The sequence below is a fragment of the uncultured Pontibacter sp. genome, assembly GCF_947499215.1.
Classification (GTDB): domain Bacteria; phylum Bacteroidota; class Bacteroidia; order Cytophagales; family Hymenobacteraceae; genus Pontibacter.
In genome coordinates, this window is sequence record NZ_CANMNI010000001.1 from 472389 (window position 1) to 484961 (window position 12573).

Sequence of the window (12573 nt, forward strand, 5' to 3'; positions counted from 1 at the left end):
TTTCACCCCACCTTATACATTCGTACTATCATGAAATTGAATCAAGAAAATGAAGAAGTCGGCTTTCTACTGAAGATTTCTAATGTAGTTGGCTTGAGCGCTATTGCGGTGATTTTGATGTTAGGCATTGTGGTGTTTCTGGAGCTCTCTGGCACTGAAGTAAGTCTGCCCTCACTCACGGAAAGCACGACCCCCACAACGGCTCCCGCCACAGCTCCGACTGTACCTACTCAGCCGGCAGAAACGATGTGGAGAGCCCCCGACCTCGCCTCGCTGCCCGCCACACCCGAGGCAGACCAAATCCGGTATGGCCGCGAACTGGTGGCGCACACGGCACAGTACCTCGGCCCGGAGGGAAGCGTGCTGCAAATCGCCAATGGCATGAATTGCCAGAACTGCCACCTCGACGCTGGCACAAAGCCTTTCGGCAACAACTACTCGCTTGTGGCTTCTACCTATCCTAAGTTCCGGGGCCGCTCTGGCACGGAAGAGGATGTGGTAAAACGCGTAACCGATTGCTTTGAGCGCAGTCTGAACGGCGAGGCCCCCAAACCGGAATCCAAAGAAATGCAGGCCATGGTGGCTTACATCAAATGGGTGGGACAAGATGTGCAGAAAGATGAGACCCCGAATGGAGCCGGCTTGATCGATATCGAGTACCTCGACCGGGCCGCCAGTCCGGAACTGGGCAAGGCGGTGTATGTGCAGAAGTGCCAAGTATGCCACGGCGATAACGGGCAGGGTATGAAACCAGTCGGCAATACAGAATACATCTACCCACCGCTCTGGGGGGACGACAGTTACAACGCTGGCGCTGGACTATACCGTGTATCCACCTTCGCCCGCTACGTGAAAGCCAACATGCCCCTCGGTGCCACCCACGACAGCCCGATGCTCACCGACGAAGAATCATGGGATCTGGCGGCTTACGTAAACTCCATGCCACGTCCGAAAAAAGACCTCAGCAAAGACTGGCCGGACATCTCCAAGAAACCGGTCGATCATCCTTTCGGCCCCTATTCCGACAGTTTCAGTGAAGAGCAGCACAAGTACGGCCCGTACAAACCGATCATCGAGGCCCGCAAAAAGTAATCATGTATTCCCAAAGAAAGGCCTGCTCTTCTGGAGCAGGCCTTTTGGTTTTCGGACTGGTTTTATTTAAATAATCACCGGACGCAAACAGGCCGTAAAATTATATTTCCAGTTCGATAGCTTGCTCGCAATTAGTAGTATATTTGCGGTTGCTTATGGCCCTGATTCAGCCTAAATACCGCTCCCTTAGACACTTGATGGTGTCGCTCACTCTGCTCTGGGCTCTCCTGTCCCAAAGCGCGGGAGCGTATGCCCATTCTACGGCGCAAATAGCCTCCGGGAACCCGGCAGGTATGGCGCAAACCGAATCCCTGAGCAGCGAAGACAGCGCTACGGGACTGCAGCAGGCTATGGTATACTTGGCGCAGGAAGGAACGGCCTCCACAATTACGTTCAGTCTACAGCAGGTGGCTACCGTTGCAAAAGCGCATGTGGTTAAGTTTTCAGGCGATAAGGCGATCCCTCCCTATGCGGCGCGGGCTCCCGGCGATAACTTCTTCTGTCAATTTTTCTATACTTCCAGTCAGCCACAAGCTCCCTAGGCTGCTCCCCTATTCCCTTTCATCAATATAAACCTGCCCCAGAACGGTTCGCAAACCTAGCTTAACGTCCGCAGGTATAGGCAGCGCTGTTCCGCAGTCTGCTTTTAAATCATTTACTCCATTGTTTTTGCTGCATAGGTAAGCCATGCAGCTTTTGCCGCCCTTTACACGCTGTAAAGCGGCTGATGCTTCCTGTTGCTGTCCTTTTGGTCACAGAGGAGTAATTGAATCATTTTTTATCAAACCGAAATTCATTAATACATCATAGATGAACAGCATTGGAATTTTTGCCTTCATAGGAAGCTTGGGAGGCGCGGAAGTAACCGTTATCATATTTGCCATTCTGCTACTGTTTGGCGCCAAGCGCATACCTGAACTCGCCCGCGGCATGGGCCGTGGCATCCGCGAGTTCAAGGACGCCACAAACGAGATCAAAAGTGAGCTCGACAAGTCTATACACGACAAGCCGGAAAAGAAATAACGGGCTTGTCCGGCACGAGTAGCTCCTTTTCAGATGGATATCCTTTATTACGTTGCAGATTTTGTGCTGCACATTGACCAGCATTTGGTTCAGTTGGTGCGGGAGTACCAGCAGTGGATCTACCTCATCCTGTTTCTCATTGTGTTCTGTGAGACCGGCTTGGTCGTAACTCCTTTTTTACCGGGGGATTCGCTGCTGTTTGCGCTCGGCGCACTGGCTGCCATACCTGCTTCGGGCCTTAACCTGCTGCTGTTGATGGGGCTGCTGATCATGGCTGCCATTCTCGGTGACTCCTTCAACTATTTTACCGGAAGCAAAATCGGAAGCCGCATTTACCTGCGCGACTTCTGGTTTTTGCGCCGGTCGCACATAGACCAGACACAGCGATTCTACGAGCGGTATGGCGGACGCACCATCATTTATGCGCGTTTTGTGCCGATCATTCGCACATTTGCGCCTTTTGTGGCAGGAGTAGCCAAGATGAATTACAGACGCTTCTTCAGCTTCAATGTGGTGGGTGCAATCGTATGGGTGGTCTTTTTTATGCTGATGGGCTATCTGTTCGGAAACCTGCCGGCAGTAAAGCGGCATTTTTCGCTGCTTATTCTGGCTATCATCGTGCTGTCTATGGCCCCTCCTATTGTGGCCGCCCTAAAGAACTGGCTGTCAAAAAGAAGTACCTCGCAGATTAGATAAAACAATAAAGCTTTAGACGAATAAATTTATGAAGAAGGCCTATTTGCCTCTGGCTACGCTGCTTTGCATTACCATAGCGGCTATCCTCACGGTGCTTCAGCAGTATGAAGCCATTTCTCTCCCAGCCGAAGCCCTCGCTGCCATCCGCTGGACCGGCACGGCCGTGCTACTGCTTTATGGTTTGCAAAAGCGCTCACTCACGACTTGGATCCTGATCAGCATGGTGGTCGGCGCCCAGATCGGCTACGATTTCCCGCAGGTCGCGCAAAACCTGAACGTGCTGAGCAAGGTGTTTCTGAAACTCATCAAGACGATCATCGCGCCGCTCATCTTCGCCACGCTGGTGGTAGGTATAGCCGGACACGCTAACCTGAAACAGATCGGCAGCATGGGCTGGAAAGCGATCCTGTACTTTGAGATCGTGACCACACTGGCGCTCTTCATCGGTCTGGCGGCCATCAACATCAGCAAAGCCGGTGAAGGCATCAACATGGCGGGTATAGCCGAGACCGACGAGATTCAGGCTCCTGTCAAGCAGACTTGGGCCGACATCATTTTGCATGTGTTTCCGGAGAACATTGCCAAGTCCATTGCCGAGGGGCAGGTGCTGCAGATCGTGGTATTCAGTGTGATCTTCGCGATCGGTCTGGCCATGGTGTCGGAGAACAAGCGCAAGCCCATGCTCGACTTCTGCGAGAGCCTTTCCGAGACCATGTTCAAGTTCACGAACATCATCATGTACTTCGCTCCAATCGGGGTGGGCGCAGCTATCGCCTACACGGTGGGCCACATGGGCTTCGGCATTTTGGTGAACCTGTTCCAGTTGCTGGCTACCCTCTATGTGGCGCTGCTGGCTTTTGTGCTGCTGGTGCTCTTGCCTGTCGCGCTCATCGCCCGCATTCCGATCGTGCGTTTCCTGAAGGCCATTTCCGGTCCGGTTTCCATTGCGTTTGCCACCACCAGTTCGGAGGCGGCCCTGCCGCGTGCCATGGAGGAGATGGAGAAACTGGGCGTACCGCGCCGTATCGTGGCCTTTGTGATGCCGACCGGTTACAGCTTTAACCTCGACGGCACGACGCTATACCTGGCCCTCGCCGCGGTGTTCGTGGCGCAGGCCGCCGGTATAGACCTGACCTGGGAACAGCAGTTGCTGATGGTGTTCACGCTCATGCTCACCAGCAAAGGCGTGGCCGGTGTGCCGCGCGCCTCCCTCGTGATTTTGCTCGGCACGGTCGCTTCCTTTAACCTGCCGGTCTGGCCGCTGTTTGCCATCTTGGGTATAGACGAGCTCATGGACATGGCCCGCACCTCCATCAACGTGACCGGCAACTGTCTGGCAACCGCCGTGGTCGCGCGCTGGGAAGGTGAGTTTGATCCGCAGCCGGAAGTAGGTCTGGTGGAGACGACGAACCCCGAATTGGAAGTAAGAAAAGAGGAAGAAGTGAACGCATAAGCCTAGTTAAACTCAAATGACCAAGACACAAAAGAAGCGGCCGCATCTGGCCCCTATTCAGCCTTATAAATTCAGGAAGCGCTACAATCAGTTTGATATCATTTTCCAGAAAGAGAAGAAGTTCCTTTATTTTATCGCCTTCTCGCTCTTTATGGCCGGTATAGTATACCCTTACCCGCACATTGCCATGTGGGTGGGCTTTGCCTTCGCCGGCTACTCCGCCATCGCCAACGACAGCATCCAGACCATCGGTACGTTCATCGTGTCCAACGAAGACAAAAAGTGGTACTGGCAGTGGCTGTTTATGGGCCTTATTTTTCTAGGCACCGTTACCTACAGCTGGTACGCCTTCGACGGGGACGTAACCTACCAACGCTTGGCCACCCCGGGACTCGAAAAGGCCCCGGAAAGCTTTGTATACCTGCAGTTGGCCTCTCCGGTCGTACTGCTGCTCCTGACGCGGTTCCGCATCCCGGTTTCTACCACGTTCATGCTGCTGAGTGTTTTCACGGCCACAAGCGCCACAGTGCTCGGTATGATCAACAAAAGTCTGGCGGGGTATGCACTGGCATTTGTCTCCGCCCTCGTGATTTACCTCTTGCTTTCCAAAGTGATCAAACGCTTTATAAAAGGCGAGGCGCACGTGCTTTGGACTGTGGCACAGTGGCTAATTAGCGGTTTCTTGTGGTACATATGGCTGGTGCAGGACTTGGCCAACATCGCCGTATACCTGCCCCGTCAGCTGGGCGGCATGGAGTTTCTGGCTTTCGCGGGTTTCATCTTTCTGGGGCTTGGTTTCCTGTTCTACATGAAGGGCGACAAAATACAGCACATCATCAATGAGAAATCTGAAGTACGTGATGTGCGAAGTGCTACAATTATTGACCTAGTGTACGCGTTGATCCTCTATTATTTCAAGGAACTGAACAACATGCCGATGAGTACCACGTGGGTTTTTGTGGGCTTGCTGGCTGGCCGTGAACTGGGTATGCGCATTCGGGCACAAGACTCTACGGCGGCATTCAGCAAAACATTTAAGCTGATCGGTAAAGACGTATTATCTGTCACCATCGGTTTGATCATTTCAGTTATTCTGGCTGTTGCCATCAATCCGGTAATGCAGCAGGAGTTGCTGGACTTTTTCTTTAAATAAGCCACTGCACCAATTTTTTATCAGTAAAATATTTATGCTGGAAACCTTAATTTATACCTTTCTGCTCAGCATCTCCCCTTTTGGGGAGGCGCGAGCGGGCATTCCCTACGCAGTGATTAACGACATGCCCCTGTTGTGGGCTTTTGTGGTCGGTCTGATCGCCAATCTACTCATTTTTCCGGTGCTTGCCTGGCTGATCGAGACCTTCAGCAGAAAGCTCTGGCCTAACCGGATCTACAAAAAAGGAGTAGTTAAACTGGGCAGAAGGGCCAAAAAAGGCGTTGGGGCCGACATCCGGAAGTATGGTTTCTGGGGACTGATGATCTTTGTGATGATCCCGCTTCCCGGAACAGGCGCCTATATGGGCACGCTGGCCGCTTACTTTCTAAAGATCGAGCGTGGCAAGGCTTTCTTATCCGTTAGCATTGGCGTGTTCATTTCCTGTGTCATCATGGCCGTCGGATCATACCTTGGCAGCATGGGGTTTGAAGCTTACCAGTAAAATACACTACCTTCGCAGCGAATAAAAATTCACGCGAAGGCTATTTCAAATACAATCTGTAATGTTGAACATCTTATTACTATTAGCAGGCTTCGTCGCCTTGATTTTCGGGGCTGACAAATTGGTTGACGCCTCCTCCAGTCTGGCAAAAAAACTGGGTATACCTAACATTGTCATCGGCCTTACCATTGTGGCCTTCGGTACATCGGCGCCAGAGTTGGTGGTGAACGTATTCGCCGCTGTTAACAACAACACGGAGATGGTACTGGGCAACGTACTGGGCAGTAACATCTTCAACGTACTCGCCATTCTCGGTATCTCCTCCATTATCTACCCGCTTACCGTCAAGCGCAACACGACTTGGCTCGAAATTCCGCTGAGCTTGCTGGCTGCAGTAGCGGTCCTTTTTGTCGCGAACGACATCTTTCTGGACACTGCGGGCTCCAACTTGGTGTCTAGGTCAGACGGACTCATCCTGCTCTTGTTCTTCAGCATTTTCCTGGTTTACAATTTGATGATCGCGAAAGGCGGTAACGACGACGAAGAAACTGAAACCAAGGACTATACCTACCTGAAGGCCATCCTGTTCATCGCGCTTGGCTTGGGCGGTCTAATATTGGGCGGCCGACTGATCGTGACCAGTGCCGTAGGTATCGCGCAGGCCTTTGGCTTGTCTGAGCGGATCATTGGTCTTACCATCGTCTCCATTGGCACCTCGCTGCCGGAACTGGCTACCTCCATTGTAGCGGTCAGAAAGAAAAACGTGGACATTGCTATCGGTAACGTGGTAGGCTCCAACATTTTCAACATTTTCCTGATTCTAGGCGTGTCAACAGTTATCACACCACTTGCGGTAAGCGCCGCCTCCTTCACCGATATCATCGTCAACATCGGAGCTGGATTGCTGTTGTTCATTTTCATTTTCACAGGCAGAGGCCGTCAGCTGGCGCGTTGGGAAGGGATGGTGTTTGTGCTGCTCTATGTGGCGTATCTGGTGTTACTGGTTAGTCAGGAGTAGGCAAATAGCAAATGACACTATTCCTAATAATTTGCTATGCCCTATATTTGCCATTTAGCTTACTTTGAAGATTTATAATTTAAGTTTTTAACATATTATTATTTTAGACCTTACTGCCGTTAAGTAAGCTACCCAATACTCCGTCTTAACGAAATGAATGAATTAGTTAAGTTTTTAGGCAAGCTCGATTCTTGCGAGTGCGATTTGGTGGTCCTCACTTTTATCAGTGATGATCGCTTGTACTGCCGTTTCTTTCAAGGCGGCATGTATAAAGACCGTATGTTCATCAATAATGAAGGTATCATAGCTCAACTGCGTGCTGTTTGCGGGGAAGGGGAAGAGATAGATACCGTTGGGATAAGCAAGCTACGCGAAGTGTTTTCAACTCAGGCAAGTGACCCAGCGTGAATGTAATAGCCATCTGAATCAGCACATCTATCTACCTCTACTATCTAGCCAGCTTAGACTGTTAAAAACACTCCTATATAGGTAAAACCTTATCTTTTTGCATTATTGCATTTCTCTGATAAAAAGGGCAGGATATTTCCGTTGAACAGGCTTGCAAATGAAAGCTACACAGCCTATGTTTAGGCATGTAAGCTTTCTCTATGGTCACTAACAGTGCCTGCTCGATGAAACATTATACATCATCTTGCTATAAGCATTTTTGGACTATGTGCAGGTTGCATTTTGAATGTGAAGACCAGTTATCACAGAAAAAAACGGGGTAAGGCCGAAAAACCAAAGGAGTAGAAAACTTAAATCAAATAAATTCATGAAACGAATCCCTTTTCTGATGTTGCTGCTGCTTTTTGCAGTGACATTGAGTAGCTGTGACAAATGTGATGGAGAAAAGCCGAGAGCGAGGATCATTAACAACGGTTCCGATGTAGCAAGCGTCCAGATTAAAACATCCGGCGGCAGTACTGAGAACCTCAACAATGTCCCGGCTGGCTCCACCTCAGATTTCAGAAGCTATGATGCAGGCTCGGTTACCTTCACCGTAACCGTAGATAAAGTGGAGTATGTGGAGGACGTACCAATGAGCGAGTGTTACGAGTACGATATAGCCATTGATGCCAACAACAACATCACAACTGTTGCAAGAGACAGGAACGAATAAACAATAGCAAACACTGAGGGGGCTGAACGTTACCTATAGGCTTGTCGTAAAACATGTAATTTCCCAGTGAAGAAAAGCTTGGCACCCTAGGGTGCCAAGCTTTTCTGTTTTTATCAAAAGGCACCCGAAGCTATTTAATCCTACATCAACTTCAGGAAAGCTTCAGGCCTTTCTGTTTTAATAAAATGAACTTACCTAACGCTTCAAGATGCTTTTCAGGCTCTGGATTTTGGTGGAAGTCGTCAGACGGGTAATATACACACCCTCTGCCATGCCATCGCCTCTCAGCTCAAACTCATACACCTTGTTTGCTTCGGCTGTGCCGTTTGCAATGCGTTTCACCAAGGCACCTCGCACGTCAAATACTTCAAGCGTATAGTCTTCTTCCCGATCCAGAGAGAAGGCAATTGTTGTTCTGTCGGAGAAGGCCGTCGGGTAGGTATAGAAGTCACGGCTTGACTTAACCTCCAACCCATCTGTGCTCGTAAGCTTTTTACCGCCAGAAGCCTTGAGCGCTTCATGTACCACAATGGAGCCTCCGCCTATCATAGTCTCGGCAAAAGCGTCATCCGAACCATCACCAAGATTATTGTCATACACCACAAGGTCGTTGTTGTTTTTGTCCCAGATCTTGATGCGGAACTTATCATAGCCTCCGCCTCCAGTCACTTGACCGTCTATGGCTGAGAGTATAAAACCGTAGTTGCCGCTGCCGTTGATGGTGCCCACGCCTTTGTAACGCGCCGTCGCCCCCGACACAACCAGCCATTCGTAACTGGTGCTGCTGAAGTGCAGATCAGCTACCTGAAACTGGAAGTTAGTGTGGCCGGTCGGTATTTTTGCACCTTTCTGGTACTTGGAAACAAAACCGAAGTTTGCTCTGCCTTCTAAAGAACCATCAGGTCTATAAGCCCCTGCAGGAGAGTCTATCCAACCGCCACCAGTTACGAAGCCGCCGCTTGGGTCGAAGACAACAATGTATTGGTAAGTTGTAAATGTCGAACTGTTACAGGCATCCGTTACAGTTAGCCCCACCGTGTAAACACCTGGATCGCCGTAAGTCTTGCTACCTGTTATGGTTCCAGTACCTATACTGCCTGAAGAGGTGGTCCCATCACCCCAGTCCCATGTTGCGGTTTGGAGGTTGTTATCGGTATAAGATGCGCTAGTCGTAATTGCTGTATTTATTTGCACCGGATCAAAAGTAGAAGGAGTAATGGCACTCAGCACAGGCGCATCATTCGTTACCGTTACGGTAAAAGTTTCACTATCCGTACCGCAGTCACTAGTGGCTGTGGCCGTGACGGTGGTAGTACCTACTGGGAAGGTATGAGGTGAAGTGATAATCTCTTCCTGCCCGTTCACTAAGATGGTGTAAACGATACTTGGCTCGGGAGTTCCAGTCGCTGTGGCTTCAAATGGAACAGAAGCTCCACAAGTACTTGCAACATTTAATACTGGAGCAATTGATGGCATTGTTAAAACAGGCGCAGTACAGGAGGAGCCCACTTCATTGGTTGCATTATCACTTAGGCTACCTACACTGGCAACTATATTGTCTGAGCCATCATTGGCCGGCCTGTAACAGTATTCTGCTACCCCACTTGCATCTGTGTTTGCAAAGCCAGTAGTAGAGTTTGCTCCACTTACTGTGAAATCAACACGTATACCTTCCAATGGATTTCCATCCTGATCCAACACCGTTGCCTTTACGCAATGATCACTCCCCCTTGGGGTATTGGCTGTTTTTGGTGTCAGAGAGATTGATGTAACTTGTGCAATTGGAGCGAGAGACATGCCTCCTGGGTATCCATAGGAATCAGCATTATCAAATCCATATACGAAAGAACCAATAGGATAATTTACTCCATTTACAATATGAGTCCCCAAACTAATATTGAGCTGAGCACCGGAAAATCCAGTACTGCCAATTGGTGTAAAGCTTGATGCTGGTATAGGGACACCATCTAAAGTAACTGTACCAATGCTAGCATTTGGAGCTACTATATTAATGTAATTTCCACTGAAACCGCTTGCGGGCGTTGATACAGTGTAATTCCCCAGAAATTGTTCAAATGGTGGGATAAGCATCATAAAAGGGTCTGATACCACACCATCATAGGTAGTAGAGTTGGAATACTGCGCAACTAAGATTGGCTCAGTGGCGACTATCTCTGCAGCACCATTTATAATTTGCTCATGATACTGACCATTATTTAATGTAGCCACTACTATACCATTAACCTTTACTTGTGTGTTATTGACAGAAGCTAAAAACCTGAAAGTATCACCATTCTGTCTTGTGGCTAGCGGAACAGTAACAAACTGTTTACCCCATGCAGAAGTAGGTGGGAGTTGCTCCACTATATAGTCACAATATACCTCCCCACTAGGAATATTAGCACATGCATGGCCTCCGAAAACTGCAATCGGATGATTTGAAGTAATCTTGGTACCAGTTAAATCACTTGGAGCAGAGTCACGATTTCTTAGTAAGTATGTTTGGCCTTGATTCAATGTAATTGAATAAGGAACACCCGCAGTGTGACCATCAGTTGTAACGGATGGTACAATAGTTATATTGGTACTATTAGTCGTTGCAACTATAGCAAGCTGAGAAGCATTTACGACATTAACATTTTTATAACCAAGGTTGATATATTCAGTACCAAGAATATCAGTTGGTAAAGCTAAAAAAGCATCAGTAGAAGCTTGTTTTCTATTTAAACCGTAAACTGTAACATCATTATTTGCAGTAATATGAATACCGAGATTCTGAATGGTATTAGAGGATTGCAGTTGTACATTTGTTGGAAGCATTACTGAGGTAACGGTTCCGGGCGTAACAGTAAAAGCGGCAGTAAAGGCTAACCCTGGTATAGTTACAGTACCTGTAGTCGCTTCATCCCCAGCAATAAATAGGGTTATAAAACTGTCTTGTGAATTATTCCCAGGAAATGTTAACCAAAAATCATTTCCTTTACTGCCCTGTGCAGCGTAGGATTTCATAAAGCTAAAGAGAATTAGAAAACACATTAAGCAAATACGCCTAAGTGATTCAAGTTTGTTAGTAGAGCTTTTCATGTTTTATTGGATTTAGAGTTTATAAAATAATATGGAATAGAAAGCTTTATTTTTTACTCAAGGGAGTTGAGGCTGGGCTTATGCATTCCATAGGTTGTAGAGTATGAATGGTAGTTAGAAATACTATTCCAACCATTCTTTACAAAATAGATCAAACTAAAGAATCAAAAAGTCCTGTACTGTGAATGCGGTAAAATCTTTGGGTGATAAAGATAGATGTGTAACAGTGAGGCGTTTTGGTATACTTGTAAAATTTATACGCACTAATATAACTTTAGTAATTTATAATTTACTTTTAAGATAAATATATAGTGTTAAAATGCCATAAAACTTGGTAGAAGTAAAATTTTTATTAGTTTAATAAAATATATATCATAAAATATTTACCCTATACTTTCTCCCGAATTTTTTCTAATCCGCATACCATTAACTTTATGTTTATCAGCACGATAAGCTGGCATTTCCGTCGAAAAGGATTTGCTATACTATACCACTTGCAGTGTCTTATCTAGCTTCAGCATTCTTAGGAGAATATGACTATAAGGTTAATACATTATTGCAATACCAAAGCCTAATCAGCAATTAAAGCGAGCAACTGTAACTTAGGGGCAGTATAAGAGCTAGAGAGGGCTTAAAGTATCAACCGTGTTTGCTTGCTCTATTTGAATATGACTTCTGTAGTCAAAGGCAGCAATAATTCAGCCCTTGAGAATCCTAGTTATAGTCAAAGTGCATGTATTACCATGACAATGTACAAATTGCTTGACAAGTATATGCTTAACCTTCACTAGAAAATCATGACTCTTAACAGAGAATGCACATACAAATATTGTGTGATACCGTAATTAAATATAATAAATACAATATTTTTCTTGCATTAGCGGCAACAGAAGAGCCTGCACCCACCTCAGTTTGCTTGATATCTAACAAACACTATTGTTATGGCTAGAAAAACCTGTTCCAGTTGTGGTGGCACCGGTTATTTTCCAAAATCAGAGAAAGTATGGGATGGCCAGATGTGGACCTACCAACACACTAAAGAAGCATGTGGTTACTGCCATGGCTCAGGCACCGTGTATGAGCCTGACCCTCCACCACCTCCTCCAATATACCCAAAGCCGCCAAAGCCACCTAAACCTCCGATAGGAGGTACAGAGATCGATCCTCATATTAAAAAAAAGAAAAATGTTCAGAAAGAACGCAAACAAACGAGTTGGCTGCTTGCTCTAGTCGGTGCCTTTATTGGATACATCTATGCTAGCCCTGACGGTGATTCAACAGGAGGCTGGGTAATTTTGGGAGGACTGATTGGCTTTTTCTCTTATGGAATTGTCTACTTTATAGCAAAACTGCTTTGGGGTGCATTCATGGTTTTCTTCACGCTCTTCATATTATACCTGATATACCATTTCATCACAGGCACTTAATA

12 protein-coding genes are annotated in these 12573 nt (G+C 47.4%); 11 read left to right on the forward strand and 1 reads right to left on the reverse strand.

All coding sequences use genetic code 11. The features are described 5' to 3' along the window. Positions 1 to 30: 30 nt before the first annotated feature. From Q1A04_RS02055 to Q1A04_RS02100, 10 genes are all read left to right on the forward strand, one after another. Positions 31 to 1092: a c-type cytochrome gene (locus Q1A04_RS02055; protein ID WP_299700491.1), complete on the forward strand. Its 1062-nt coding sequence runs from the start codon at positions 31 to 33 to the stop codon at positions 1090 to 1092. 155 nt (positions 1093 to 1247) lie between these two features. After that, complete coding sequence (locus tag Q1A04_RS02060) at positions 1248 to 1634, forward strand: hypothetical protein (protein ID WP_299700494.1); 387 nt, start codon at positions 1248 to 1250, stop codon at positions 1632 to 1634. A gap of 268 nt (positions 1635 to 1902) precedes the next feature. Then, positions 1903 to 2115 (forward strand): twin-arginine translocase TatA/TatE family subunit, encoded by a 213-nt coding sequence (locus tag Q1A04_RS02065; protein ID WP_299700497.1) that lies wholly within the window; start codon positions 1903 to 1905, stop codon positions 2113 to 2115. Between the two features lie 33 nt (positions 2116 to 2148). Next, entirely contained in the window at positions 2149 to 2811 is a 663-nt protein-coding gene (locus Q1A04_RS02070) for a DedA family protein (protein ID WP_299700500.1), read from the forward strand. A 28-nt stretch (positions 2812 to 2839) separates the two neighbouring features. Beyond that, positions 2840 to 4264 (forward strand): cation:dicarboxylase symporter family transporter, encoded by a 1425-nt coding sequence (locus Q1A04_RS02075; protein WP_299700503.1) that lies wholly within the window; start codon positions 2840 to 2842, stop codon positions 4262 to 4264. A 16-nt stretch (positions 4265 to 4280) separates the two neighbouring features. Next, positions 4281 to 5417: a hypothetical protein gene (locus Q1A04_RS02080; RefSeq protein WP_299700506.1), complete on the forward strand. Its 1137-nt coding sequence runs from the start codon at positions 4281 to 4283 to the stop codon at positions 5415 to 5417. 34 nt (positions 5418 to 5451) lie between these two features. Continuing rightward, a complete protein-coding gene (locus Q1A04_RS02085; protein WP_299700509.1) occupies positions 5452 to 5919 on the forward strand; it encodes a small multi-drug export protein in 468 nt (155 codons plus the stop codon). A gap of 61 nt (positions 5920 to 5980) precedes the next feature. Next, complete coding sequence (locus Q1A04_RS02090; RefSeq protein WP_299700512.1) at positions 5981 to 6937, forward strand: calcium/sodium antiporter; 957 nt, start codon at positions 5981 to 5983, stop codon at positions 6935 to 6937. Positions 6938 to 7090: 153 nt separating this feature from the next. Next, positions 7091 to 7345, forward strand: coding sequence for a hypothetical protein (locus tag Q1A04_RS02095; protein ID WP_299700515.1), 255 nt, complete (start codon positions 7091 to 7093; stop codon positions 7343 to 7345). 367 nt (positions 7346 to 7712) lie between these two features. Then, on the forward strand, positions 7713 to 8060 hold the full coding sequence (locus tag Q1A04_RS02100) for a hypothetical protein (RefSeq protein ID WP_299700518.1): 348 nt from the start codon (positions 7713 to 7715) through the stop codon (positions 8058 to 8060). Positions 8061 to 8255: 195 nt separating this feature from the next. On the opposite strand, the gene Q1A04_RS02105 is transcribed toward Q1A04_RS02100, so the two are convergent. Further along, the gene (locus tag Q1A04_RS02105; protein WP_299700520.1) at positions 8256 to 11144 is read right to left on the reverse strand and encodes a PKD domain-containing protein; all 2889 of its coding nucleotides are present in this window, start codon (positions 11142 to 11144) and stop codon (positions 8256 to 8258) included. A 941-nt stretch (positions 11145 to 12085) separates the two neighbouring features. Between Q1A04_RS02105 and Q1A04_RS02110 the strand changes: the two genes are divergently transcribed. Beyond that, positions 12086 to 12571 (forward strand): hypothetical protein, encoded by a 486-nt coding sequence (locus Q1A04_RS02110; RefSeq protein ID WP_299700523.1) that lies wholly within the window; start codon positions 12086 to 12088, stop codon positions 12569 to 12571. Positions 12572 to 12573: the final 2 nt, after the last annotated feature.